The 26900-nt window shown below is 58.9% G+C and carries 22 protein-coding genes and 1 pseudogene; 14 read left to right on the forward strand and 9 right to left on the reverse strand.

All coding sequences use genetic code 11. The annotated features are described in order from the left end of the window. Positions 1-64: 64 nt before the first annotated feature. Positions 65-1231 carry a cysteine desulfurase family protein gene (locus tag CA51_RS06085; protein WP_231746029.1) on the reverse strand — a complete coding sequence of 389 codons (1167 nt, stop codon included), beginning with the start codon at positions 1229-1231 and terminating at the stop codon, positions 65-67. A 408-nt stretch (positions 1232-1639) separates the two neighbouring features. Between CA51_RS06085 and CA51_RS06090 the strand changes: the two genes are divergently transcribed. The 5 genes and pseudogenes from CA51_RS06090 to CA51_RS26090 all read left to right on the forward strand — a co-directional run bounded on the left by CA51_RS06090 (position 1640) and on the right by CA51_RS26090 (position 4772). After that, positions 1640-2254, forward strand: coding sequence for an OmpH/Skp family outer membrane protein (locus CA51_RS06090; RefSeq protein WP_197451627.1), 615 nt, complete (start codon positions 1640-1642; stop codon positions 2252-2254). A 387-nt stretch (positions 2255-2641) separates the two neighbouring features. After that, the gene (locus CA51_RS06095; protein ID WP_145118755.1) at positions 2642-3070 is read left to right on the forward strand and encodes a DUF2780 domain-containing protein; all 429 of its coding nucleotides are present in this window, start codon (positions 2642-2644) and stop codon (positions 3068-3070) included. Positions 3071-3217: 147 nt separating this feature from the next. Continuing rightward, a complete protein-coding gene (locus tag CA51_RS06100; protein WP_145118757.1) occupies positions 3218-4039 on the forward strand; it encodes a sugar phosphate isomerase/epimerase family protein in 822 nt (273 codons plus the stop codon). A 301-nt stretch (positions 4040-4340) separates the two neighbouring features. Continuing rightward, positions 4341-4520 (forward strand): annotated as a pseudogene (locus tag CA51_RS26085) (RNA recognition motif domain-containing protein); the annotation flags it as partial. A gap of 57 nt (positions 4521-4577) precedes the next feature. Next, on the forward strand, positions 4578-4772 hold the full coding sequence (locus tag CA51_RS26090) for a hypothetical protein (RefSeq protein WP_231746244.1): 195 nt from the start codon (positions 4578-4580) through the stop codon (positions 4770-4772). Between the two features lie 165 nt (positions 4773-4937). On the opposite strand, the gene CA51_RS06110 is transcribed toward CA51_RS26090, so the two are convergent. Continuing rightward, entirely contained in the window at positions 4938-6470 is a 1533-nt protein-coding gene (locus CA51_RS06110) for a CehA/McbA family metallohydrolase domain-containing protein (RefSeq protein WP_145118761.1), read from the reverse strand. A 144-nt stretch (positions 6471-6614) separates the two neighbouring features. Here CA51_RS06110 and CA51_RS06115 point away from each other — a divergent pair, with 144 nt between their 5' ends. The 7 genes from CA51_RS06115 (at position 6615) to CA51_RS06145 (ending at position 14822) form a co-directional block, all read left to right on the forward strand. Next, the gene (locus tag CA51_RS06115; protein ID WP_145118763.1) at positions 6615-7568 is read left to right on the forward strand and encodes a DnaJ C-terminal domain-containing protein; all 954 of its coding nucleotides are present in this window, start codon (positions 6615-6617) and stop codon (positions 7566-7568) included. Beyond that, the gene (gene rnpA, locus CA51_RS06120; RefSeq protein WP_231746030.1) at positions 7565-7951 is read left to right on the forward strand and encodes a ribonuclease P protein component; all 387 of its coding nucleotides are present in this window, start codon (positions 7565-7567) and stop codon (positions 7949-7951) included. Before CA51_RS06115 ends, rnpA begins: the two co-directional genes overlap by 4 nt. Before the next feature lie 20 nt (positions 7952-7971). After that, positions 7972-8178, forward strand: a complete 207-nt coding sequence (gene yidD, locus CA51_RS06125) for a membrane protein insertion efficiency factor YidD (RefSeq protein WP_145091875.1) — start codon at positions 7972-7974, stop codon at positions 8176-8178. A 111-nt stretch (positions 8179-8289) separates the two neighbouring features. Continuing rightward, a complete protein-coding gene (locus CA51_RS06130) occupies positions 8290-9339 on the forward strand; it encodes a Gfo/Idh/MocA family protein (protein WP_145118765.1) in 1050 nt (349 codons plus the stop codon). Positions 9340-9851: 512 nt separating this feature from the next. Further along, the gene (locus CA51_RS06135; protein WP_145118767.1) at positions 9852-10415 is read left to right on the forward strand and encodes an ECF-type sigma factor; all 564 of its coding nucleotides are present in this window, start codon (positions 9852-9854) and stop codon (positions 10413-10415) included. 406 nt (positions 10416-10821) lie between these two features. Next, positions 10822-13347, forward strand: coding sequence for a serine/threonine-protein kinase (locus CA51_RS06140; RefSeq protein WP_145118769.1), 2526 nt, complete (start codon positions 10822-10824; stop codon positions 13345-13347). A gap of 86 nt (positions 13348-13433) precedes the next feature. Further along, a complete protein-coding gene (locus tag CA51_RS06145) occupies positions 13434-14822 on the forward strand; it encodes a sigma-54-dependent transcriptional regulator (protein ID WP_145118771.1) in 1389 nt (462 codons plus the stop codon). 64 nt (positions 14823-14886) lie between these two features. Here CA51_RS06145 and CA51_RS06150 read toward each other — a convergent pair whose 3' ends face one another. The 5 genes from CA51_RS06150 to CA51_RS06170 form a co-directional block, all read right to left on the reverse strand. Then, a complete protein-coding gene (locus tag CA51_RS06150; RefSeq protein WP_231746031.1) occupies positions 14887-16440 on the reverse strand; it encodes an Nramp family divalent metal transporter in 1554 nt (517 codons plus the stop codon). A 168-nt stretch (positions 16441-16608) separates the two neighbouring features. Beyond that, entirely contained in the window at positions 16609-17394 is a 786-nt protein-coding gene (locus CA51_RS06155) for an enoyl-CoA hydratase/isomerase family protein (protein WP_145118773.1), read from the reverse strand. Between the two features lie 33 nt (positions 17395-17427). Next, a complete protein-coding gene (locus tag CA51_RS06160) occupies positions 17428-18369 on the reverse strand; it encodes a DUF1573 domain-containing protein (protein ID WP_197451629.1) in 942 nt (313 codons plus the stop codon). Between the two features lie 177 nt (positions 18370-18546). Next, entirely contained in the window at positions 18547-19185 is a 639-nt protein-coding gene (gene pdxH / locus CA51_RS06165) for a pyridoxamine 5'-phosphate oxidase (RefSeq protein WP_145118777.1), read from the reverse strand. A 48-nt stretch (positions 19186-19233) separates the two neighbouring features. Then, complete coding sequence (locus tag CA51_RS06170) at positions 19234-20502, reverse strand: glycosyltransferase family 87 protein (protein WP_145118778.1); 1269 nt, start codon at positions 20500-20502, stop codon at positions 19234-19236. A 324-nt stretch (positions 20503-20826) separates the two neighbouring features. On the opposite strand from CA51_RS06170, the gene CA51_RS06175 reads away from it, so the two are divergent. Continuing rightward, positions 20827-22140, forward strand: a complete 1314-nt coding sequence (locus CA51_RS06175; protein ID WP_145118780.1) for an acyltransferase family protein — start codon at positions 20827-20829, stop codon at positions 22138-22140. Between the two features lie 93 nt (positions 22141-22233). Here the strand turns inward: CA51_RS06175 and CA51_RS06180 are convergent, their stop codons facing one another. Further along, positions 22234-23781 carry an AI-2E family transporter gene (locus CA51_RS06180; protein ID WP_197451630.1) on the reverse strand — a complete coding sequence of 516 codons (1548 nt, stop codon included), beginning with the start codon at positions 23779-23781 and terminating at the stop codon, positions 22234-22236. Positions 23782-23928: 147 nt separating this feature from the next. On the opposite strand from CA51_RS06180, the gene CA51_RS06185 reads away from it, so the two are divergent. Then, positions 23929-25005: a lysylphosphatidylglycerol synthase domain-containing protein gene (locus CA51_RS06185; RefSeq protein WP_197451631.1), complete on the forward strand. Its 1077-nt coding sequence runs from the start codon at positions 23929-23931 to the stop codon at positions 25003-25005. Here the strand turns inward: CA51_RS06185 and CA51_RS06190 are convergent. Next, a complete protein-coding gene (locus tag CA51_RS06190; RefSeq protein ID WP_145118786.1) occupies positions 24953-26692 on the reverse strand; it encodes a SulP family inorganic anion transporter in 1740 nt (579 codons plus the stop codon). The genes CA51_RS06185 and CA51_RS06190 overlap by 53 nt on opposite strands. Positions 26693-26900 lie beyond the last annotated feature (208 nt).

Raw genomic sequence — 26900 nt, forward strand, 5'->3', positions numbered from 1 at the left:
CGTCGCGGCGGCGCGGTCCCCTGCCCTGTCGCGACATATAAGAAGGTCTGTGGTCGGGCGAGCGTCAGCTGAATTGCTGCATTTGATCGAACGCGTCGGCCAGCATGGCTATCGCTTCATCGATCTGAGCGGCTGTGTTGAAGCGGCCGATTCCAAACCGCAGGCTCGATCTCGCCTGCAATTCGCTGCGGCCGGTTCCCAGCAAAACATGGCTCGCCGCCGCGTCGACGCTGCTGCAGGCCGAGCCGCTGGAAACTGCTAGTCGAGGCGCCGCGAGCATCAATGCGTCTCCCTGAACCCCTGGAAACATGAGGTTCAAATTCCCTGGCAGCCGGATTTCGGAATCGAGTGGCGGCCCGTTGAGCTGCAGTCCAGCAATCCGCTGGCACAATCCTTCCATCAGACGCTGGCGGAGCGCGGCGATCCGCTGCGGCTCGGTCGGCATCTCGTCGCTGCACAACTGCAGCGCGGTGGCCATGCCAACGATGGCGGCGGGGTTCATTGTTCCCGGACGCAGTCGCCGCTGCTGGCCCCCGCCGAAAGTGCGAGGCTTGAGCCGCGTTAGCCGCCCCTGTCGGCGGACATATAAAAGGCCGATCCCCTTGGGGCCGTAAAACTTGTGGGCTGAACAGCTGAGTAGATCGACTTCCAGACGGCCAACATCGATTGGGATCCGGCCGACCGCTTGAGTCGCATCGGTATGGACGGGAATGCCCCGAGCGTGAGCGATCTCGATCAAATCGGCCAGCGGATGCAAGCTGCCGATCTCGTTGTTGGCAAGCATCAGAGAGACGATCGCCGTGTCGTCGGTCAGCGATTCGGTGAACTGCGCGGCATCGATTTGGCCGTTTGCGTCGACCTCCAGCGTGGTGACGCCGAACCCTTCTCGCCGCAGCGCGTCGATCGGATCGAGCACCGCGGGGTGTTCGGTGGCGGCGGTGACGATATGCCGCTTGCGATTGCGAGGGTTCAGGCAATGGCCCAACAGTGCCAGGTTGGTGCTTTCGGTCGCCCCGCTGGTTACCGTCAATTCCTCGCGAGTCGCCCCTAGGTTTTGGGCGAGGCTGTGTAGTGCGGCGTCGACAGCTTCGGCGGCGTCATGTCCAGCGGCGTGCGTCGTGCTGTGCGGATTGCCGTACGATTCGAGCAACAGCGGCAGCATGGCATCGACGACGCGGGGATCGCAGCGTGTTGTTGCGTGGTTGTCGAGATAGATGATTTCGTCGGACATGATTCGCCGGGCGTTACTGATATGGTTCGCTGCGCGCGATCGGGCTGGCAGAGTACATCCGGGGGGGAACACGCCGGACGCGACTGGCCAGCCACAACTCGGCTTCCCATGTAATAATTTCGCCCCTTTGTAATTTCTGCAACACCTGGCGGCTCAGATTGTTTGTCGTTTGCAGCGGGGATCGATCGGAAATCGCAGGCTTCTAGCCAACAGACCGCTCGCTGCGAGGGCTTTGGCACGCGCTGTGCTTTGAAGTCCGATACGACTCGGGCAGGGTGGGCATTCTTAAATATGTTCGGCTCGAGTCGTCGGGCCCGAGCGACCAGGTCTCGGTCGAAGCCGTGGGCGAGCTTTGCGAAGCAGCGACCGAAGCCCCTTTTAAGTGCATGTGATGCAAGGAGCGCAACCGTGCGGACAGATTCTCTTTTGACGCTAGTGCTTGGAGCGATGGCGATCGGCTGGGTAGTGCCTCAGCCGTGTCTTGCTGAAACGAAAACGTCGGCTGGGAAATTTGCGATCATCGACGTCGCCTACATCTTCAAAAACGCAGCGAGCATCAAAGCGGAGGTCGAAGCGATCGAGCAGCAGATGGCGGAGCTGCAGCGGTATGGGAAAGCGAAACAGCAGGAGATGTTGAAGGAGGCTCAAGCGATCAAAGCGTTTAAGCCGGGGTCGCTGCAGTACTCCCAGCAGGAAGAGAAGATCGCAGCGCTCGAAGCATCGTTAAAGTTGGAAGTCTTCCGCCGCCGAAAGAGTTTGGCCAGCGCCGAGGCTGAATTGTATTTCGCCGGTTACCAGAAGATGCATCAGATCGTCTCGCAGATCGCTCGCTACAACAACATCGATCTGGTGCTGCGTTACGACAGCGAAAGCATGGATCTCGAAAAGCCGGACACGGTGCTGCGGAGCGTGATGAAAAACGTCGTCTATCGCCGCGACACGATCGATCTGACCCAGATCGTGTTAGCGGCGTTAGACAAAACGCAGGTCGCGGCCAAGCCGGTCGCAAGCGAGTTGCGATGACACGGCAGGCGTGGCGGGGGCTGTCCCGAGGCCGGGACGATGCCTGCCCGATCGATTTGCGAGGCGATTGAAACGAAGCTCCCCCGATGTTTCACTCGCCTCGCATCTCGAGCCTGCACCGCGCGGCGGACTTCGGCGGGGCGAATCTTGAAACTGCGAATGCCTCGCAATGCATAGGGTTTTCGTTTGCTTCGTTTCTCCATTACATTGTTGCCGTCGGTGGGCTGATGGTTGCACTGCGACGTCCGTTGCCATTTCTTGGGCCGCGGATACTGCGAAGGGTGTAGGTATCGCACCGCGACGCGATGCAGCAGGTTCGGCGGTTGTTCAGGAGGCGTTTGCCTCGACCTCTGCGGTTTAAGATCCAATCCAAACAAAGGTGCTTCATTGGACGAACTACTTCAACAATTGACCGACCGTCTGGGAATCGATCCCTCGACAGCTCAAGGCGTCGCCGGCAAAGCGATGGCGATGATCAAGGAGAACGTCGACGAAGCGACTTTTAAACGCCTGGCCTCGTCGATCCCTGGCCTCGAATCGATCATCATGGCGAGCGAAACTCACGACAGCGGCGAAGCTGGCGGCGGGCTGTTGGGCAAGCTGGCCGGCATGGCTAGCGGAATGCTCGGCGGTTCAGCTGGCAACGCGTTGGAGATGGGAGCGGCGTTGTCGGAGAAGGGCTTGCCGACCGATAAGCTGGGCGAATTCGTGACGATGTTGATCGAGTTCATCAAAAGCAAAGCTGGCGACGATGTGCTGGAACAGGTGTTCGCCAAGTTTCCAATGCTCAAGAGCCTGCTGGACAGCCAGGGTTAATCGCGAGTCGCGATCTGCTGTTGTCGCCCGAGAGTTTGCAAGTAGCGAGCGACGCCCCGCGGGATTCATCTTGCTGGGGCGGGAGCGCCGAGGGCTGTATTTCATTTTTTTAATCAATCGACGAGCCCGGGCTCAGAGGAAAACAACATGGCTTCATTTCGATATGGCATCTGCAACGAGACGTTTCAAGACTGGCCGCTGGACAAGGCGTTGGAGCTAGCCAAGCGTGTCGGTTATACCGGTTGGGAGGTGGCCCCGTTTATGTTGGCCGACGACGCCCGATCGATCACTCCGCAACAACGATCCGATTACCGAAGCCAAGTGGAAGCGGCCGGATTTGAAGTCATCGGATTGCACTGGTTGTTGGCGAAGACCGAAGGGTTTTATTTGACGACCGACAACGCCGAGGTGCGGAAGGCGACGACCGAATACTTCTGCGAACTGGCGCGGTTGTGCAAGGATTTGGGAGGCAAGGTGATGGTCCTCGGTTCGCCGCAGCAGCGGAACGTTCCCGAGGGAGCATCGATGGAGCAGGCTTACGAATTTGCTGCCGAGGTGTTGCGCGGCGTCGTGCCGGCGCTGGAAGAGAACGGCGTGCGGATCGCGTTGGAACCGCTGGGGCACGAAGAGGGGAACTTCATGAACACCCAAGCCCAGGGGCGGCAGTTGCGCGAGATGATCGGTTCGGAACACGTCGGGCTGCATCTGGATGTCAAAGCGATGAGCGACGAGACCGAAGACATCGCGGGACTGATTCGCGAGAACGCCGATCTGATGCTTCACTTCCACGCCAACGATCCCAATCGCCAGGGACCGGGGATGGGCGACGTCGACTTCGCCCCCATTTTTGAAGCGTTGGGCGCTGTCGATTACCAGGGTTGGGTCTCGGTCGAAGTCTTCGACTACGCCCCCGGGGTGGAGACGCTTGTGACCGAAAGCATGAGGAATATGTTGGCCGCTCAGGCGTAGCCACCATTCTGGTTTTTTGTCTTTGGTCACCTCGGGAGTGTGCGGTGGCGGGCATTTTTGCCGTCGGGGGAGGCTTAGACCGCTCCGATGGGGCCGTCAAGTTCCGAGAAAATGCTAGATTTACTAGGATTCAGGGGGTATGCGGGTGTTCCTGGGTCGAGTATACAATACGAGATTGGACGTTCGTGGAAACGTAGCCGGATCACCTGGCCCCGCAAGTATCGTTCGTACCACTCGATGGATCTCCCGAGAGATCTGATTCTATTACAGCCCAGAAAGTTAGACGGCTGGTTGTCCATCCATGCATGGGAGTTTTGTGTTGGGAAGGAAACTGTATTGTGGAAACTTGAGCTTTGGTGTCTCAAGCTCCGATTTGGAACAATTGTTCGCTCAGTTCGGTACGGTCGAAAGTGCTCAGGTCATCACTGATCGCGACACTGGTCGAAGCAAAGGCTTCGGTTTCGTTGAAATGGGAAGCGACGCGGAAGCGCAAGCGGCTATTACGGGCCTCAATGAACAAGAACACGACGGTCGCTCGTTGACCGTTAATGAAGCACGACCACGTGAAGATCGTGGCGGTGGCGGCGGCGGTGGATACCGTGGCGGTGGCGGCGGTGGTCGCAGCGGTGGCGGCGGCGGTTACGGCGGCGGCGGTGGTCGCAGCGGTGGCGGCGGCGGCTACGGTGGTGGCGGCGGCGGTGGACGTGGCGGACGTCGCGACGATCGCTACTAATCGCAACCCGACCTTGAAAACATGAAACCCCGATCGCTTGCCGTTTCTTGTTGGCGAAGCGATTGAGTGCTCTGATTGCCTAGCGTGGCCTGGATGCCTAGCTAGGTTTCTTTTTTTTTATCAGCTGTCGCGATCGACCGATCGGTTGGTCGCCGGCAGACGCCGCTAATCGACAGTCGCTTGGGCCAGTCGTTCTTCCCAGAACTGACGCGCGGCGCGAACAAACGGCGACACGCTGCGAATGTGTTCGGGCGACTTCTTTCGCAACATCTGCTCGCGTTGCTGCAGCCAGTCGATAAAAAATTCGACCGACGCCCGGCTGATCCTCGGCTTGCCAGGAATCTCGATATACCACGGGGCAGAGACCGCCGCGCGGTAATGTTTTTCGTAGCCGGTGACGACGCGAGCCACGACCCAACCGCTGCGGTCGAAGGTGAATGGCGGGATGATTCCCTTGTCGTCTTTGAATTCTTCCAGCCGCGCCGAATAGATCACCGAACCGTTGTAGATCACCTCGAGGTACTCGACCGGGTCGCGGGTTCCCAGTTGCAGATCCATCTGCAGTACCTGCGGTTCATCGCCGTAGCTCGCGAAGACGTGCCCGGGATATTGCAGCGCCAATCGCGGTCGCAGCAGCGGGCCGTTGGTCACAACTGATTTCCCCTGCCACAAGCCTTCCCAAAACGCGGTCGGCGTCGGTTGGTCGCCAGCGTGGACGTAGACCCGGTTGTAGCCGAGCGGGTTTTTGACCGCGCGGTTTCCGCTGCCACTGCCGGCAACTGGCGGGATCCGAAACCCAGCATCCAGCAGATGCCGGTAGATGTCGTCGGCCCAGAAGCCGAGGCCCAACGGGTTGTCGTATTCGGGTTCTGTCGCCGGGCGACCGTTGGTGACTCGCGAGACCGAGCGGTCGAGTTGCAGGAAGTTTCCCATCACCGCAAAGCCCGCGACGCGGCCGCTGGCCAGCCAAATCGGCAGGTCCCAAGCAAATGGATTCTCGACGACAAACCGCGCGTCGGGGTCGTCCATCGCCGCGCGAAACAGCAGGCTGCTGGGGCCATCGGCGTCGACTGAATCGATCTCCGGGTTGCCTCCGACAATTAAAAGACCACTCCCCTCGCGTCGATCGATCACGTTATCGGTTGCGATCTGCATCGTGTCGCTGCCGCAATCGATCGGATCGGTCGGCGGTTCGGCAGCTGTCGCTTTACCATCGCTGCTGCGGGTTGCCAGGGCGATGATGTCGAGATCCTCGGCTCGCATCAGCAGCGGCAGGTCGCGGAGTTTGAGATCGACAAACAGATCGCCGCACAACCAGCCTTCGGCTTGCGTATCGACAAAACGTTCCAGCGTGATCGTGTGGGTATCTTCGGCGGTCCGGTCGATCTGGAAGTTCCCTGTCATGATCCGATATTCGGGGCCGCGCGTCAGGTGGAACTGAAAATCTCCCGAGGGGACCTCTAGATCGATCTGGCTGTCGATCGCCCAACCGACTCCCGCCGCGGTGGCTCGTCGGACGGGAACCTCGCGACCGCGGGGGCCGATCATGACCACGCGGGCTGCTACCGGTTCGTTGGTCTGACGGTCCATGATTTGCAGTTTCAGGACTCCAGCGGCGTGGGTGTGCCGAGCTGGCATGCCGCTGCACAGCAGGAGCACGGCGACAGACAATCCTCCTGCCAAGGTTGATAAATTCATTGTCAGCAACGATTTATGGTTGAAGTGTGAGGTGCGAATCGGCGACGGCGGCTTTCGTTGATGAGGGCCTTTCTTATAAGATTACGATGCGATTGCTCGTGGCGTCGTACGTTGGAACAATTTCAGGAAGACAGACGGCAAGGCATGGCTGAAGATCTCTATCAAGTATTGGGTGTCAACAAGACGGCTGAAAAGGACGAAATCCAGAAAGCCTATCGCAAGCTTGCGCGCAAGTATCATCCCGATCTGAACCCCGATGACAAATCCGCTCAGGAAAAGTTTAAGCGGATTCAGGAAGCGTACGACGTATTGAGCGATACCGAGAAGCGGGGCGCCTACGATCGTTACGGCAGCGACTTTGAACGAGTCCGCGCCGGCGGAGGCGCTTGGGACGGCGGCGGTTTTGAAGGCGTCGACGTCGAGCAGATCTTTGGAGGACGCGGCGGCGGTGGCGGCGGCGGAGGTTTCCAAGGCGGCTTTGGCGATTTCTTCGAACAGGTCTTTGGCGGGCATCCCGGTGGCGGGCGATCTGCCCCGCGGCAACCGCGTCAGACCCGCGGATCCGACGTTCGCCAAGAGGTCCCGATTCCGTTTAACACTGCGGTTTTGGGCGGGAAGACGGAGATCCGGATCAGCAAGCCGACGGGAGCCGAAAGCGTTTCGGTGACGATCCCCGCGGGGGTCGAAACGGGATCGAAGATTCGCTTGCGAGGCCAAGGGCAAGCGTCGCCCAACGGCGGCCCGACGGGCGATCTGATCCTGCAGTTGAACGTTACGCCGCATCCCTACTTTCAACGCCGCGGCAAGCATCTCGATTTGAAACTTCCGCTATCGATCGGCGAAGCTGTGTTGGGTGCGAAAGTGGATGTACCGACACCGGGCGGGACGATCTCGCTGACGATTCCCCCGGGCAGCAGCGACGGCAAGCGGTTGCGGATCAAAGGGCAAGGCGTCCGCGATCCCAAGGGTGACGCTGGCGATCTGTATGTCGAGGTGCGTCTGCAGTTGCCGACCGAAATCGATGAGCAGAGCGAAGAGCTGATTCGCAAGTTCGAAGAGCGTAATCCGTTGCAACCGCGTCGGTCGTTGATTTGGTGATAGATCAACGATTCCCGAAAACGCTGCGGCTGAAAACTCCCGAGCAGTTTGGCAGGATCATTCGCAAGGGCCGCGTGGCAACCGACCGGACGCTGGTCCTCAACGCGATGAGCAACGGCATGGACTTCAGCCGGATTGGAATCACGATCCCCAAAAAGACAGGCAACGCAGTCGTCCGCAATCGCTGGAAGCGTTTGATTCGCGAGGCCTTTCGGACTCAGAAGGATCAACTGCCGCAGGGCTTTGATTTTGTCGTCCGGCCGCGCCGCGGGGCGGTCGCCGATCACGCAGCGATTCGCAAGTCGTTGGTCTCTGTCGCTTGGCGGGCGACCGGGCAGCGGCGTGGTGACGATGCGAAACGAAAACCCGATCCGAAGCCTTAACCGGGGGCGAACCAAAAGCGATGCGTTGGCTGTTTATCCTCCCGATCCGCTTCTACCAGCGTTGGATCAGTCCGATGTTGGGGCCCAATTGCCGATTCAGTCCGACGTGCAGCCAGTACACGATCGAAGCGATCGGCAAGTACGGCGTGCTGCGTGGAATCTGCAAAGGCGTCTGGCGAATCGCTCGCTGCCATCCCTGGAATCCCGGCGGTTACGATCCGCCGTGATTTACTTATAATGCTCGGCGATCGGCGGCTGACAGCGTTGCTTGCTGGGCCCCGTCAAAGACTCCCTCCTCTCTCCCGCTGAACCCTCTTACGTTGAAAGATAGATCTTAAATGTCGATCGGATTTGGAATCATTGGCTGTGGAATGATCGCGAACTTTCATGCCAAGGCATTGGCCGATGCGCCGGGTGTGGAATTGGTCGCCTGTTGTGCTCGCGATTTGGAAAAAGCCAAAGCCTTCGGCGAGCCTCTGGGGATCGCTTGTTACGGATCGGTCGAAGAGATGTTGGCCGATCCCAAGGTCGCTGCCGTGAGTATCGCGACGCCTAGCGGAGCGCACATGGAACCGGCGCTGTTGGCTGCCGAAGCGGGCAAGCACGTTGTCGTCGAAAAGCCATTGGAAGTCACGCTGGAACGATGCGACAAGATCATCGATGCCTGCGACAAGGCGGGAGTCAAGTTGGGCGTGACGCTGCAGAGCCGGTTCCACAAGAGTTCGCAGTTGATCAAGGGAGCGGTCGAAGGCGATCGCTTCGGCACGGTCACGATGGGCGACGCGTACGTGAAATGGTTCCGTACGCAAGAGTATTACGACAGCGGCGCGTGGCGCGGCACCTGGGAATTGGATGGCGGTGGGGCGTTGATGAATCAAGCGATTCACACCGTCGATCTGCTGACTTGGATGATGGGACCTGTCACCGAAGTTACCGCTTGCACCGGGACTCTGGCGCACGAGCGGATCGAAGTCGAAGACGTTGCCGTCGCGACGGTTCGCTTCGAAAGCGGCGCGTTGGGAGTGATCGAGGCTTCGACCGCTGCGTTTCCTGGCAGCCTGAAGCGGATCGAAATCTCCGGCACGCTCGGCACCGCGGTCCTGGAAGAAGAGGATATCAAGACCTGGGAATTCGCCGAGATGACCGATGAAGACCGCCGGGTGCAGGAAGAGATGATCGGTAAAAACAAGACCGGCGGCGGTGCTGCCGACCCCGCGGCGATCGGCCATCACGGGCATACCGCCGTCTTCACCGACGTGGCTCGAGCGATCCAATCGGGCGAAACTCCGCTCGTCGACGGCCGCGAGGGACGACGATCGGTCGAGATCATTTTGGCGATCTACAAAGCCGCCAAGACGAAGCAGAGCGTTCCGTTGCCGCTCGTCTAATTCAGGCCATCGGTTCGGCTAGAGGGCTCGCCATCGAGGGCGAGCCTTGGTGGGGAGGCGGCGCGTCCTGCGTCGCCTTGGATGTGGCGAACGCCCGCCGCAGATCTCCGCGCTATCGCCCCAGCTTCCCCCCCCCTCTTTATCGCTGCACCAGATGACGCCATCGGTGCACAAGCCCACATTCTTGCTGCAGAAGCACACGCTGTGGCTGTGGAAATCCACGCAGAATCCGTTTGGGTCTCCCGTATTATGGGGGGGTGTATTCCATGGGCTGGCGCGTGCATAATATCTAACTTAGGGGAGTGCTTTTTACAAAAGACCTGCAGCTGCTGCCGAGGGGATTGGGCGCGCTGTGGGGGGCGAGGGGGCGCTCCGCAGAGTTCTGGATTACACCGTTTGGGCGGGCGAATGTTAGTGGCAGGCAGGCTGGATTCGCTGGCAGTGCGAGTGCGGTGTTATGCTCTGGTTCAAAATAACGCTGGACTTAATCGAATGCAGGGAGGGGGACGCGAATGCCAGATGTTACTCGTATCCTGCATCAATTAGAGGCGGGCGATGCTTCGGCAGCGGATGAGTTGCTGCCGTTGGTCTATGCGGAATTGAGGAAGCTTGCCGATCAGCGGCTTGCGCAGGAGAAGCCGGGGCAGACGTTGCAAGCGACGGCGCTGGTGCACGAGGCGTATGTGCGTCTTGTCGATGTCGATCATTCGCAAGATTGGGATGGTCGCGGCCATTTTTTCGCGGCCGCCGCGGAAGCGATGCGGCGGATTCTTGTCGAAAACGCACGCAGCAAACAGTGCATCAAACGCGGGGGGGGAATGCAGCGTTTGGATGTCGATCAGGTTCCGCTGGTGGCGAAAGAAGTCAAAGAGGATCTGTTGGCATTGGATGAGGCGCTGCAGCGGCTGGCTGCGGTCGATGCCGAGGCGGCGAAATTGGTCAACTTGCGTTATTTCGGAGGGTTCTCCAACGCTCAAGCTGCCAGCATGATGGATATCTCTCCGCGGACCGCTGATCGAATCTGGGCCTTCGCCCGAGCTTGGCTGTTTCAAGCGCTTGGCGGATCGAATGCTTAAGCTGGCCCGATCGATTTAGCTCGATTTTCTGCTCGCCGGTGAGCGAGCAGATTAATCCATTCACTAGCAGATCAACCGAACAGGCGGCTCGGCAATGCGATGGGGTAGACGCTGGATGAGGACTTGGCTGACGTAGACGATGACGCTTGCGCACCGGAGGAAGATCAGCTGTGTTGAATTATCTGCAGCCTTCGATTCCCCCGATTCCCCCGATTCCCCCGATTCCCCCGATTCCCCCGATTCCCCCGATTCCCCCGATTCCCCCGGGCGTCTGGCTTTTGCACGCGCCGGGCGCGCGGTTTCTTAGGGCTAAGGGAAAAAAGTTTCCGTTTTGTGACGCAAGCTGGCGTCGAATCTCGCATTGGATGTCGATGGAGCGATTCGTCTTTACCTTCTGGTCGATTCTATGAGTATTTCCGAACGCGAACTCTTTATAGCAGCACTCGATGTCGATGCCCCGGCTGCGCGTCGGGCTTTGCTGTCACGATTGTGTCCTGCGAATCACCAGCTTCGCGAACGTGTCGAAACGCTGTTGAAAGCACATGAGCAGGAGAGTGAATTCTTGCAAATGCCAGCGATCGCGCAGATCGATGCGCTTGCTAGCGGGTCGACCGAGCGAGCGGTTCTGGGCGACATCGGCGACACGCGGATGGAGAACTCGCCCGACGCAGAGGAGAGCCTTTGCGACGTGATCTCGCCGTGTGACGATTGGCTGTTGAAGTATTTGAAGCCTGCGACGCGCTCCGATTCGCTGGGCCGTTTGGCGCACTACGAACTGTTGGAGATCGTCGGGCGAGGTGCCTTCGGAACTGTCTTCAGTGCGTTCGATGAAAAGTTGCAGCGGATGGTTGCGATCAAGATGCTGACGATCGATTTCGCAGCGACTTCACCAGCTCGAAAACGCTTCCTCCGAGAGGCGCGGACTGCGGCGGCGATTCGCCATGAGAACGTCGTCGCGATCTATGCTGTCGAAGAATCCCCGCTTCCCTACATTGTGATGGAGCACGTCTCGGGCCCGACCCTGCAGCAACGGCTGTTGCGAACAGGCCCCTTGGAACTGCCCGATGTGCTGCGATTGGGCAAACAGGTCGCCGATGGATTGGCCGCCGCTCACGCCCAGCAATTGATTCATCGCGATGTCAAACCAAGCAACATCTTGCTGGAATGCGATGTCGATGGGCGAGCCAAACTTACCGATTTTGGGCTCGCCCGAAGCAGCGATGACGCGAGCATCACTCACAGCGGATTGATCGCGGGGACACCGCTCTACATGGCGCCCGAACAGGTGCTGGGGGATCGCTTCGACAATCGTACCGATCTATTCAGTCTCGGCAGCGTCTTGTACGAGATGTTGTCTGGCAGGCCGCCGTTTCGCGCTCCGACGATGCACGCCGTGATGAAACGCGTGGCTGAAGATACGCCGCGGGCGTTGGACGATATCATCCCCGAGATTCCGACATGGATGATCGCGATCGTATCCAAGCTGCACGAGAAAGATCCGGACGATCGTTACGGATCGGCCAAGGAGGTTAGCGATCTTTTAGGCAATTGCCTGGTCGATCTGCGACAGGGATCCGTTCCCAGTCTGCCCGATCGGTCTCGGCGCGTCACGCTTGGATTTTCGGCACTCACTCGCCTGCAATCGGGCATTGGCAACCCATTCGTCGCCGCGATGGCAGTGCTGCTGCTGACGCTAGTCATCGGCGTTGGTATTTCCGATGCGACGGGTGTCACCCAATTGTTCTCGGCAGTGATCCGGTTGGCCACTGGCGAGGGGACGTTGGTGATCGAAACCGACGATCCCGGAACACAAGTCATGGTCAATGGCGAAGACGTCGTTATCCGCGGTGCAGGTATCAAAGAAATCACTCTGCGTGCAGGCATGCATCGAGTCACGGTCATGAAAGATGGAGCGCCTGCGAAGCTAGAGCTGGTCTCGATCGAACGCAACGGTCGGTCGGTGTTGAGGGTTGGAATTGAACCGCACGCCAGGCAATCGCATCCCATGGCGTCGCCCTCAGCGGAAACGCAATCCCATCCCACGTCGGATCGTTTTGTGCCGGTGGACGAAATTGTTGATAGATTGCTTTCGCCCGATTACGAGTGGAGTGAACCGATCAAACTGGGATCCGAAATCAACAGCGACGAGGAGGATTCTCGGCCGACGTTGTCGGCAGATGGATGTTGCCTGATGTTTTTTTCCCAGCGCAACGGTGAGCATGGACTCTACGAATGTCGTCGCGACAACACCGACCAAGATTTTGGACCACCGGTTCGAATCCCCTCGAGCGATCTTAACGATTCGCGATTACAGTTTGCCCCGGGGCTGAGTGCCGATGGACTCAGCTTGCTTTTCTCTTGCCGGGACATCGATCCGGAAATGTTCATCTCGCATCGCGATTCTCGCGATGCGCCCTGGCAGCGGGCGACGACACTGGGGAGTGTATTGAAGTTGCCCTACACCGCGATCGATGCGAGCTTTTCTCCCAGTGGACTGACCGTCGCTTTCTGCGCCTCGCGACCAGCGGGGAAAGCCGGCTCCCCTGACATTTGGATCGCGCATCGCCACTCGTTGGTTGGGCCGTGGACGCCCGCGAAGGTCATGCCAAACACCATCAATACGGACCGCTTCGAGGGCTATCCTCAATTGCTCGATGATGCTCCGAATCTATTGTTTGTGCGAAGCTATGACCACGGCGAGCAGGGATACCCTTTGATGCGACAATACCTTGCACGCCGCGACAACCAAGGTGAATTTGAAGTTCACCCCCTCTACTCCCCTGTGACCCACTCGTTCTTTTTGCTTCCCGATGGAGAGACTATGTATTTCAGTCGCGGCGGACCCGCTGGTGCAAGGATTCCAGCGAGTCTGTGGTTGACCCGGCGATTGCCCAAAGGGAAATCGGCGGAGCGCATGGATGCGCAAAGGTAGACGGAAACGAATTGTGTTGCACGACACATCGACTAATGACTTTTCGGCGAACCGATTCGTCGAAACGGAACCAGTGAAGCTTTAAAATGTCTGATACATCTATGAACATATTGCTCGTCGACGATGAAGCTGCCTTCCGCGATGCATTTGTGCGCTGGATGCAGTTCAAGGGGCATCGCGTGATTGCGGTTGCCAGCGGCGGCGAAGCACTTGCCGAGGCCGATCGAAATGAGTTCGATGTCGCGGTCTTCGATCTGAACATGCCGGGGATGTCGGGTTTGGAGTTGCTGCAACGCGTGCAGGCGAGCGGCAAGATGGAGGTGATCATCCTGACGGGAGAAGGGACGATCGAATCGGCGGTCTCGGCGATCCAGATGGGCGCGTTTGGTTATTTGACCAAGCCCTGTGCGATGGGAGAACTCGAGCAGCGCTGTCTCGAAGCAAGTAAGCAGCGGCGGGCGCGATCGGATCAGAAACCGACGCGGTCGCGGCGGGCCCGGTTGTCGTTGATCGGTGAATCCCCCGCGATGCGCGACGTCGTGCGGTTGATCCACCGGATCGCCCCGACCGATAAACCCGTCCTGATTCAAGGGGCCAGCGGAACAGGGAAAGAGGTTGTCGCCCGCGCCGTTCAACAGCACAGCAAGTTGTGCGATCAGCCGTTTGTTACGATCAATTGCGCCGCGCTCCCCGAACTGCTGGTCGAGAGCGAATTGTTTGGTCACCAAAAAGGTTCCTTCACCGGGGCGACAACCGAAAAACCGGGGCTGTTCGAAATCGCTGACGGCGGCACGTTGTTCATCGACGAAATCGGTGAACTTCCGCTCGCTCTGCAACCAAAGCTGTTGCGAGTTCTCGAAGATGGTTCGATGCGGCGCATCGGTGGACACACCGAACGAACCGTTAGGGTGCGGATCATCGTGGCGACCAACCGCGATCTGGCGGCGGAGGTGCAAGCCGGTAACTTCCGCGAGGATCTCTACTACCGAATCAATGTGCTCTCGGTCCATATGCCTCCTCTGTGCGAGCGCAGCGGAGACATCGACCGCTTGGTCGATCACTTTCTCACGCTCCCCTGGCAGGTCGAACCCGCAGCTCGCGAAGCGCTGAACCGTTTCGATTGGCCCGGGAACGTCCGCCAGTTGAGCAACGTTTTGCAACGCGCGACCGTGTTGGCCGACGACCACACGATTACGCTGGACGATCTGCCAGTAGAGATCGCTCGTGGCGGCGTCGAAGTCCGGCGGGTCGATGCCGGAAACAGCAGAGCGGCCTTTGCCCGTTGCGACCAGGACCAGGACCGCGACACGATCGCGTTGGATGAAATTTCCAAAGCTCACGTCCTGGAGGTGCTCGCTAATGAAAACGGCAACAAAGCCAGCGCCGCCCGCAAGCTAGGGATTCACCGTCGCAAGCTCTATCGCTTGTTGGAACGTTACCAATCCAATGAAAGCACGCCGCAGATGACATCGTAAGCCGGCGACATGAAGCCAAGCGGCAAGGCCGTTTTGAGCCAGCCTTAACGCGTTTGCACGACTACTAGAACAGATTCGAATAGATGGTCCAGATTCCGGTCACGTACATCGCAAAGACCGACAACCACAAGCAATGGTCCCACAGCAGGCCGGGTTCGAGTCCGGGGATGCTACGGCGATAGCGGAAGTACAACGCGGCTCCGCCAAGCATCGGCAGCATCAAGCCTTGCATCAGCCCGCTCAACAGAACCAGATGAACCGGGTTCGGATACAGCAGATACAAAACAAGACACAGCATCGGAAACAATCCGCTGAGGATTCGGACCCAACGCCGCTGAGTCGCTTCGTCGCTGCGGATGAAACCCATCACACGGATCGCATCGGAAAAGGTCCTCGCGTGGCTGGCATTGGCGACGAAATAGGTCGAATAGAGCACAGCAAATGCGCCAAACAAAAACAGCATCGACGCCCAGTTCCCAAACACGGGATGGAACATCGTCGCCAGCGTGCGGACCATGTGATCCTTGCTGGGGTTGAGATCGGCACGATGTAGCGTGGCCGCTCCCAGCAGGTAAAAAACCATCGTCGAGAACGTGTAGACGATCATCGAACCCCAGGCATCCAGTCGCATCACCTTCATCCACCCCTTGGCTCGCGCGTGCCATTGCGGCGTCTCATCGCGTGGACCGGTGAATCGACCGTAACCCTTTTCTAGACACCAGTAGGGATAGACGATCAGTTCCGCGGCACCGACGCCGATGATCCCAAACGTCGCCAACGCGGTGACCAGCGGTGAAACGCCCCCCGATTTTTCGGGCAAGCTGAAACGGAGGCCGGATAAGAATTCGGTCGATTTGACGCTCCAATCGGGCTGCGCTTGCAGCTTGAACAGATTGTAGATCGTCAGCAGCGTGAATCCGGTGACCAGCGTGATCGACAGCGACTGGATCATTCGGTAGCGGCCGACCACCAGCAAACCGCAAGTGATTACCGCCACGATCGCCGCCCAGATCTTAGCGTCCGGCGGCGGGTTCAACTTCGCTACATCAGCTGTTTGCGTGGCACCATATTGTTCAGCGTATTCCGCGCTCAGCGCTTCCGCCTGAGCTGCTTCGTGCGCGGTCTCGTCACCTTCTTGAGCGTTTTCGATCGAACGGACCCGCATCAATCTCTGGCTGATCCGCGCATCCTCCGCCTCGTTGTACAGAGCCCCTTGAGCGGTCAGCGGAATGCTGATCGCCAGCGATTGGCCGACGCCACCGACGATCCCGCCCAGTTGCCCGATCGATGCGAACCACATCGCGAACCAAAACCAAACCAACCAATTCCCGCGGCCTGCGATCCGCGGACCGGGGACTTCCGACAAGGCATCGAGCGTCGTCTTGCCACTGGAGAGCGCGTAGCGGCCAAACTCGACCTGGGCAAAGACCTTGACCACACATCCCAGCAGGATCAGCCACAGCAGCAGGAAGCCCGCTTCGGCTCCCGTCTTGGTCGTCGCGATCAATTCGCCCGAACCGACGATCGATCCGGCCACGATCATCCCAGGCCCGGCAAACCGTAACATCCCAAGGCGATGGGTTGGCGGATCGAGCGTCTCAGGCAATTTATCGGTCACTAGCGGCACCTCTGGGGGAAACGGAACCGCATAGGTTAATGTTTCCCCAAGGCCGATGGAACACCGCAGCGAACCACTATTTTTCAGTGGTCGCTCGGCTCCGCCCGGGCGATCCGCAGGCAAGACCAGCGGCTAGAAAATCACCGCGAAGTTCGGATCAACCTGGCACTACGGCCAATTCGGCTCGCGTTTTTCTTTAAACGCAGCCAAGCCCTCGGCTGCCGCTTCGGTCGTGCAAGCTGTCGCTCCCATCGCCGCACCGACCGACATTTGAGTTAGCAGCGTTTCGCCGATCGTTTCATTCAGCAACCGCTTGCTCAATTGAATCGCTTCGGCTGGCGCCGCGGCGCATTCGGCAACCAATTCATTGGCGCGGACCCAGATTTTGTCGGCGTCGACGATCTCATCGATCAAGTTCAAACGCAACGCTTCTTGGGCGTCGATCGATTGCCCGGTCAGCATCATGCGAGCTGCAGTCTTGCCGCCGCTGCGGAAGCAGAGTAGCGGTGAGACGACGCCGCTGATCAGCCCGCGACGAACCGCGGGGACTCCAAAAGTTGCCGACGGGGCGGCGACGATCAGATCGGCAGCCAGAGCGAGTCCGAGCCCGGCGCCTAACGCGGTGCCGTCGATTGCGGCGATGATCGGTTTGGGAAACCGCAACATCGTCTCCAATAAGTCGCGCAATTGAGTCCAGTCGTCGTGCCATGCACCAAGCGCTGAATTGGGATCGCCGCTAGCGGTCTGATGCATCTCTTTGAGGTCGAGACCGGCGCAAAAGTCGGTGCCGCTGGCTGTCAGGATCACGCCGCGGACCTTCTTCTCTTGATGCAGATCGAAGAAAGCTTGGGAGATTTGTTCGACCGCCGAACGATCCAAGGCGTTGCGTTGGTCGGGCCGCGTCAGCTGGATCGTGCCACTGGGCGAATTGACGAGAACATTAACTGCGGTCACGGATTCAGCCTCTGCTGGCAAGGATGGGATCGTTTACAGCACTTCGCCCGAAACCGGGCACGTGGCGTTGCTGCCGCCATTGAGATCGGTTTGAATCTCGATCGAATCGAAGATTTTGCCAGCAGCTTGTCCCGAAGCGAACTGCACGTTGACGAAATGCAGCTTCTTTTTTCCCTCGGGCTTGGTGAACTGGAATCGCAGATCCTTGCACTTGATATCTTTGACTTCAAACGCCTCGGGACCGCGAAGCACCAACCGCTTGCTGATCATTCCTCCCTTGGGGACCGAGCCGAGATTCAGCGACGCCGGGGTCAGAATTAAATCGGGTTCGACCCGACCGATCACGTCCAACGCGATCGTGGGTGTCTTCTGTTCGTTGGTGATCAATGTCATCCGCTCGCGAAACTCGCCGACCGGAGAATCCTTCTTCAAACCGACCTTCATCAGGTAGGAGATCCCACGCGCCGAGGTATCGCGGCGTTCTAGCGACACTTGCAACTGGCTGAACTGGCTGCGGACATCTTCGATCCGCCAGGCGGAGCTGCCGGTGTAGGAGATCTTCAGCGTCACCGGCTTGGCATCGCCGTCGCGGAACGAACCGAAATTGACTTCGGCGGGTTCGACGACGACGTCGGTGCGGATGAATCCGGAGACATTCAACTGGACTTCGGCATGCTGTGGTTCGGCGAAGACGACCGTCACTACCGCCGATTTTTGTCCGGTGAAAGATGTTGTGTTAAACTTCGCCACCACCGTCCCCGTTTCCCCGGGAGCGATCCGCCCTTTGGCGATAGACGGCTGAGTGCACCCGCAACTGGTCTGCAGTTTGGTGATCAGGATGTCTTTGTCGAGCGTGTTCTTAAAGTCGAAGTGGAATTCGGCGTTTGATCCCCGACTAACCGCTCCAAAGTCGTGTTGAGTTTCGGCAAACAGACCCTTCGCCCACGATTGTTGTGCGTTTGCCCGACCACACAAAAGAACTAGAAAACCAACTGCCAGTACAGATGAAATAGATGCTTTTCGATACATTGGCGGAAATGGTGGGTTTGGGTTAACGAAGCGGTCCGGGCCTAGTCAATCGATCCATCTTACACCGCTCTGTCGAGCAATTACCACACCGATTTTGGCGGCAACTCGAGAGCGGGCACTCACTTAGGGGGACAGTCGGCTCCGATTCCAGCCCCCTCTTCCGTCGCTTCGGAACTCGATCCGATCGTGCAATCGTCCCGGGCCCCCCTGCCAGAATTCGAGTCGCGTGGGGGCGATGCGGAAGCCTCCCCAAAAGCTCGGCAACGGTATTTCTCCTTTGCCGAAGCGAGTTTTCATTTCCTCCAACTTCGCCTCTAACAACTGCCGATGCGAGACGACTTCGCTCTGCCGCGAGACCCACGCCCCCAGTTGGCTTTCCCGTGGCCGCTTCAGAAAATATTTCAATGATTCCGCCGACGAGACCTTCGTCGCGACGCCATCTACCTCGACCTGCCGGTGCAGTGGCAGCCATTGGAACAGTAGCGAGACGTGTGAATTGGCGGCGATCTGTTGCGCCTTGCGGCTGCCGTAGTTCGTGAAGAAGACGAATCCCGATTCGTCGAAGTACTTCAACAGCACGGTCCGTTGGCTCGGTCGCCCGTCGGCATCGACTGTCGCCAGAACCATCGCGTTGGGTTCCAACAGTTCAGCCGTCGACGCCTGGTCGAACCAAGCGGTGAACTGTTGGAAGGGATTCGGATCGACCGAATCGACATCCAATGGTTGCCCGGCATACTCTTGTCGAAGCTCTGAAAGATCCACGCGTAGTTCCTGGAATAAAAGGGCGTTAAATGAATGCAAAAGGTCAGCCTAGCGTCCCGCCGGACAGCCAGCAACTAGCGTCATCGGCGGCCGACCGTACCACGCCAGCATCGCCAACAAGACGACGGGCGTTGGCGGAAAGCCGAGGGTTTGGACGATCGAATCGTTGACCGCGGTCGCGACAAAACAGGCGACGATCCACGGCATCGCTTCGCCCAACCGGCCCTGGCATGCGATCGCGATCGGCAGCAAGCCGAGCAATGTCAGGTCGTAGGCAAAGTAGTGAGGGCTCAACAGGATCGTCCCCAACACCGTCGCGATCCAGAACCGATCGTCCACCGCGGGAACGCTCTGCGGCGAATCGGTTTGCGGTTCTCCGATTCGCGCGGCGCGTCCCATCAGCACGATCACGATCGCCGCGCCGGCGGCAAACAAGCCCCAGTAGACGGCTCGGTGGGGACCGGTCGCCGTCAACAACAACGCTCCCAAATTCTGAGCCAGATCGGCGGAGTAGCCTGCGGTTTGATGATACGTTCCCATGCCGGCGACAACGCCGACGTAGTCGATCCAACTGCTGACCGGAACAAACAACAACGACGACGCTGCGATCGTTGCAGCCGATCCGGCGGCTGCAAAAACAAAGGACCATCGCCGCCGCGCGATCATCATTCCGATCATCACCGGAACCAAGATCGGCTTCATCAACATCAAACCAAACAACGTCCCAGCCCAGCCCTCGCGGCCGCTGCGACACAATGCGAACACTCCGACCCAAACGCCCAGCCACAGCAGACTCTTCTGCCCCATCACCAGGCTCTGCATCGCTGGTGGAAAGACGACAAGACCGATCAGGATCGCAACCACCAGCCCTGCCTGCAGTTGCAAACCTCGCGACATCAGCCATGCCAGCACCGGCAAACTTGTTGCCAACAGTGCCAGCCAGACGTAACACGCGCTCGGGTATTCGATCCGCGACAACGGACTGATCGCCGCGTACCAAGCGGGCGGATAGACCATCGGATAATACTCCGACTCGGGCCACTCGAATCCCACCAACGCGGCGTCGTGCTGCATTTGATCGGTCGTTGCCGGATCGTAGAGAAGTTCGGCATCGCCGCGAGCGACCAGCCGTCCACCGATCCATTCCTGCAGAAAATCTCCTCCCAACGCACTCTTCCGCGGCTCTGTTTCGCGGCGGAAGTTGTTGGCTGTCGTCGCGATCAAACAAACGACCACGATCGCCAACAACGTCGCAGCACCAACCGCTCGCCCGGTCGACGGGGCTCGATTGGCGGCGGGTTGCGTCGGGGCGGTCATGGGTTGGATCGCGGGATGGAGTGGTGCTGCAGCAAGCGGCTGGCAGCGGTTCGCCGGCTCTCGCCTCACCGTCCACGGGGAATCGACGCGATGTCGCGCCGCGTGGGGCAAGGTGTTCCGGGATCGTTGACGTTATCGGAATTACGCGTTCGTTCACCGCATCGAATGCTCGAATCGGTTGGCACGGTTTTGCGGTGTCGTGTCGCAATCGTCATAATCCGAATCCTCGACCATCGATCCGTTTTACAAACGCGATGGGCCAAGCTAAAAAAGCTGCACCGCCCTCCAGTTCCAGTCCTCCCACTGCAACGAAAGTTCCCCCTCATGTCATCGACCGTGAAAAACGCGTCGTCGGAAAGCTTGATGAGTCGCCTGCCGGGTTCCCAGCCGCCGAAGACGTCAGCCGCCCCAGTGGCTGCCGCCTCTTCCAGACGCCTCGTTTCGCTGGACGCCTATCGCGGCTTCATCATGTTGCTGTTGGCCGCCAACGGTTTTGGGATCGCTCGTTTGGCATCGTTGCCCGAATCGGCACCGATCTGGAACGTCCTGGACCGCAGCATCTGGACCAACATCGGTTGGTACTTTCATCATCCCGAATGGATCAGCCAGTTCCATCGGTATGGTGTCTCCCCGTGGGATCTGATCCAACCCGCCTTCATGTTTATGGTCGGCGTCGCGATGCCCTTCTCCTTCGCTCGCCGCGAGAGTTCGGGGCAGTCCGATTTTTCCCGCCACATGCACGCCTTGATCCGCGCGGTCGTGCTGATCTTGTTGGGCGTCTTTTTGCAGTCAGCCAGCCGCGATGCGACGAATTGGACCTTCGTCAACGTGCTGTCGCAGATCGGCCTGGGCTACTTCTTTGTCTATCTGATGCTGCCGCTACGATGGGGCTGGCAAGTCGTTGCGATCGGATTGATCCTGATCGGCTACGGGCTGTTCTTCAAAGTCTACGACCTTCCGGCGAACTACGATTTCAAAGCCGTCGCAGCGACGCCCGAGACCGTCTTTCAAGGAGCCTGGAAGCCGTGGTCTAAGAATGCCAACATCGCACATCAAGTCGATCTACGGTTGCTGAACGCGTTGCCCCGCGACGAAGAGTTCCTTCGCAACCAAGGAGGCTACGTGACCCTGAACTTCATCCCATCGATGGCTACGATGCTGTTGGGCGTGTTGTGCGGCCGGCTGTTGATCGGGCCAACCTTGCCGTGGCGCAAGTTTGGCATGTTGTTGTTGATGGCTGCGGTCACCTATGGGCTGGGGATCGCGACGGGCGAAACGATCTGCCCGATCGTCAAACGGATCTGGACGCCGTCCTGGACGCTCTTCAGCGGCGGCTATGTGATCGCGATGCTCGCCCTGTTTTACCTGCTGTTCGATCTGTTGCCGCTGCGGAAGCTTGCCTTCCCGCTGGTTGTGATCGGCGTCAATTCGCTGCTGATGTATATGATGGGCCAGTTGATTCGCGGCTGGACCGCCGGGCGAGTCGAAGCCCACTTCGGCGGTCTGATCGAACGTGTCCTGCCGGGCGCATTCGACAAGCAGATGTGGGGCGCGTTGGTCGCTCCCATCAGCGCGATGATCGTCTTCTGGCTGATCGCCTACTGGCTGTATCGTCAGCGGATCTTCTTGCGAGTCTAAGCGAATCGACAACGTGTGAATCGCATGGCTTCGACTTGTTCGGTGGACGATCGCCGTCGCGGCGGCGTGTGATTCCAGCGATGCGACGGCGCTTTATCCTGTTGCGTTGGCGTCCGGCGACGCGGCGGCGCCTGGATGTTGTTGGTCGATGTGCAGCAGTTCGCGATTCAAAATCTCCAACAGCGTTTGTAGGAAGACGACGATCATCGGGCCCATCAAGATTCCAATCGGTCCAAAGACTTGCACGCCCCCCAATACGCTCAACAGCGCCAACAGCGGATGCAGGTTCGATTGCCCTTTCAGGACCAGCGGTTTGATGATGTTGTCGACCATCGAAACGACGACCATCCCGTAGATTCCAAGCCCGATCGCCGCGGGCAGGTTGTCTTGCACAAACGCCAACCACAGACAGCATGGCACCCAAACTGAAGCCGCTCCTAAGAACGGGATCAGCGCCATGAACGAGGTCAGTAGGAACAGCAGTACGATCGATTCGATCCCCGCGAAGTAATAACCGATCGTCGCCAACACGCCTTGGGCCAGAGCGCTTAAGAAGGTCGCCAACACCACGGCTCGGCTGACCTTATCGAATTCGATCAGCAGTTCTTTTTCATACCGATCGTCCAGCGGCGACAGCGCCATGATCGTCTTGGTCATCCCCGGTCCGTCGAGCAGGAAGAAGTAGATCGAGATCGTTAGGATCATCAATCCAAACAGGGCTTTGGCGGCGAAAACCGCGGTCGCTTGCGTCACCGAAACGACGCGAGGTTGGATGAAATGGAACACCTCGCGAATCCAAGTCTCCCGTTTTTCCGGCGTCGGATTAACCGCCTGCCGGATTGGCCCCAGGAACGGGCCGCCGGAGATCGTGTTCTTGAACTTGCCATAGTCGCGAGTGATCGAGGCGACCGCCATGTGGAAGCGATTGGCCGGGAGCAGTTCGTCCATTTCGTCAGCCGTCGGATCGGTCTCGTCGGTCGCTTCGCCCACCTCGACGGTAGGCTCCACGTTTGTCGCATCGAGGCTGGCAACCGCTTCGGCAAGGTACGTATTCAGTTCGTCGATATCGGTGGAGACTTGTTCAAAGTACGCCGCGTGGATGCCTCCGTCGCGATTGACAAGCGCTTGTTCCAGAGTGCCAAATTCGTTCCTCAACTGAGCTAACTGTTTCTCTACTTGAACATGTTCGCGCTGCAGATCGAACATCTGGTTCACTTGCATCAGACGATCGTCGACAGCTTCCAGCTCGGTCGCGCAGGGCAACTCAAGCCCCACGGCTTTCAAGCTGCGAGCGATCGCCAAGTCGATGCTCCCCAGATTGATCTCGGTAACGATCCGCGTCGCCTGGACACTCGCCATTCCCAACAGAATGCAACCGGGCAGCAGCACGATCAACAGGACCGTGGCAGTGGTTAGCGTGGCAGCGGTGTGGCCACGGCCGGGAAAACGTTTGCTGTACCAGTCGTGCAGTGGATGGAACAGTACGACCAATAGCGCCGCGAGGAACAGCGGGATGAAGAAGTTGATCATCACGCGGTAGAACAGCAGGCTTGTCACCAGGATCACCACGATCAAGACCGCAATCGAAATGAATCGATACATACCAAATCGCGGCAAGTCGGCGTTTTCGGAATCGGTCATGGTTCGGTCGTCTTCAGTTAAAGATGATGAATCGAGTAGACTGGAATTGTCCCGTTTTACCCGCCGCATGCAACGCACTGACAGATTGATTCGCTTGTGAAATCCAAAAACGCCGCCGGTTCTCGGCCCCGTCCCTCTCGAAAAACGGTGCTGTTGCGAATCGCAAAGTTCGCCATCGCGCTGGCGGTTGTCGTCGGGCTGACGCACACAATTCGATCGGCCGCCGGCGAATTGGCGGAACATCGAGATCGTATTCGCGGTGAAATCGCCGATCTTGACCAGCAACTGCAAAGCGCGACCGATCCCGCCGCGCGGGCCGATCTGCAAGCGCGGCGCGAGCGCTGGGTATCACAGCAGCCGCGTCTGGCGGCGATCGATTGGTGGCGAGTCGCCGCCGCTGCGGCTGTCTATTTGGCCAGCCTGTTTCCCGCAGCACTCTTCTTTCATCAAGTGCTCTGCCATATGAAGCAACGTCCGCGACTGGGCGATGCCGTCCGCGCCCATATCCTCGGCCACATGGGCAAATACGTTCCGGGCAAAGCGATGGTTGTCGTGTTGCGGACCGGCGCGATCGCGGGGCCTAACGTCCGCGCTGGCGTTGCGGTGGTCGCCGCGTTTATCGAGACGCTGTTGATGATGGCTGTCGGCGGGACGGTCGCGGGAGTCTTTGTCGTCTGTCTGCGGATGCCGACCGGAATCACGTTGTTGGCGATCGGTCTGGCGGCGTGCGCCGCGGTCCCGACATTGCCTTCGCTGTTCCGGTTTGTCGTTCGCAAGATCTCCGAATCGCGATTCGGCAGCGACAAGGGGCTCGACGACGCAGGGATCGACTGGCGTTTGATCGGATGCGGCTGGGGGTGGATGCTGTTGATGTGGACCGCGATCGGATGGTCCTTCGCACTGCTGATCCAAGCGACGCCCGGCGCGATGGTCGACGCCTTCACCTGGCAGGATTACATGCTTGCCACTGCAGCGATCGCACTGGCGATGGTCGCCGGATTTATCTCGCTGCTGCCCGGTGGAGCGGGAGTCCGAGAGCTGGTTCTTTCAACTCTGCTGGCTCCCCGCTTTGGACTGGTCCCCGCCCTGGTCGCTGCGATCCTGGCCAGGCTTGTTTTCCTGGCGGTCGAAGTCGGCATCGGGGGCCTGTTGTGGACCACTCGCCGGCGGACTACGCCAGGCGATCGGTCGCGATGTGATACTGAGGATCTTCCGACAGGTTGATCTCGACAAGATCCCCCGCCTTGTCCAACAGCGTCCGGCATTCGCTGCTCAAGTGCGTCAGATGCAAGCGTTTTCCGCAGCTTTCGTACTTTTCCGCCAGCGTGTTGATCGCTTCGAGACCCGATTGATCGTAGACCCGCGTGAAGTAGAAATCGATCACGACATCTTCGGGATCGTTGGCGACGTCGAACAGATCTTTGAACGACGAGACCGAAGCAAAGAACAGCGGGCCGTGCAATTGATAGATCTTGCTACCCTGTTCGTTGAGGCTGACTTCGGCCCCCAGGTGAGTCGCGTGTTGCCAGGCGAAGACCAGTGCCGAAACGATCACGCCCAGGATTACCGCCGATGCCAGATCGTGCATAAAGACGGTGTAAGCCGAGACCAAGATCATCACAAACACGTCGCTTCGTGGCATCCGGCGGACCATCTTCAGCGACGCCCATTCGAACGTTCCGATCACGACCATAAACATCACGCCGACCAGAGCGGCCATCGGGATCTGTTCGATCAACGGAGCCAGGAACAAGACGAACAACAGCAGGCAGACCGCCGCGGTGATTCCCGACAGCCGGCCGCGGCCGCCGGAGTTAACGTTGATCAACGATTGGCCGATCATCGCACAACCACCCATTCCGCCGAACAGGCCACAGACCATGTTGGCAGCTCCCTGGCCGATGCATTCACGATTTCCCTGACCTCGTGTTTCGGTGATCTCGTCGATCAAGGTCAGCGTCATCAGCGATTCGATCAGCCCCACGCCGCACAATACGACGGCGAACGGCAGGATGATTCGCAGCGTTTCGAAGTTCATCGGGACCATTTCGTATTCCATGAAGAACAGCCGCGGCAGGCCACCGCTGATCCCCGATTCTTCGGTTGCCGCTTCGCCAACAACCGTTGGGTCGATCGACACCGCTGTGGTCGCGGCGACGGCTTCGTCGGCGGCAGCAAAGCGGACGTTGTGCACCACGGGCATCGTCGAATCCAGTGCCATCGCGTCCGCTTTGGCTTCGGCGATCGCGGCAGCTTGTGTATTGGTTCGCAACATGTCACCGACCGTTGCCAACATATTTCCCTCGGTGTCGGCCGAGCGATTGATCGCGATCGACAACAGCGTTACCGTCAAGATCGCAACCAGCGACGCGGGAACCGCGCGGGTCAAGCGAGGCAACAACCAGATGATGCCCATCGTCAATGCGACCAACGCCAACATGACTCCCAAGCGTGGCCCGTTCAGATAAACCAAGTCGCCCGCGGGAGAGAGTGTTTTGAAGCTGCCCAGTTGAGCCAAGCCGATCACGATCGCTAGACCGTTCACAAAACCGAGCATCACCGAATGGGGCACCATCCGAATCAGCTTGCCCAAGCGGCCGATGCCGATCGCGATCTGAAGCAGTCCGCAAAGGATCACGGTTGGGAACAGATATTCGACGCCATATTGGGCGACCAACGCGACCACCACGACAGCCATCGCACCGGTTGCACCGGAGATCATCCCCGGACGGCCGCCAAATGCAGCGGTGATCAGACCGATGAAAAATGCGGAATAGAGTCCGATCAGCGGCGAGACGCCTGCGACAAATGCAAACGCAATCGCTTCGGGAACCAAGGCCAACGCGACGGTGACGCCCGACAGGACATCGTTTTTGATAGAACTGGATTGGCGAGCAAAGAAATTGAGCATTTCAAATCCAAATAGGGATCGCCAAGGGTCGATTGGTTGACATTCAGCAAGGTGCTGCAAATGCACCCAACGTCGACCATCCGCGATCAAAAAAACAAGAGTACAGGGCATCGCTGCGGTAGAACCGCCGATGCGCCGAGCCGGCAAGCCACGAGAGGCTGCGGCGAAGGATCCACCCGAGACGATGGAGAGACTGAAATATAGATCG

The organism is Rosistilla oblonga (genome assembly GCF_007751715.1).
In the GTDB taxonomy this organism is placed as follows: Bacteria; Planctomycetota; Planctomycetia; order Pirellulales; family Pirellulaceae; genus Rosistilla; species Rosistilla oblonga.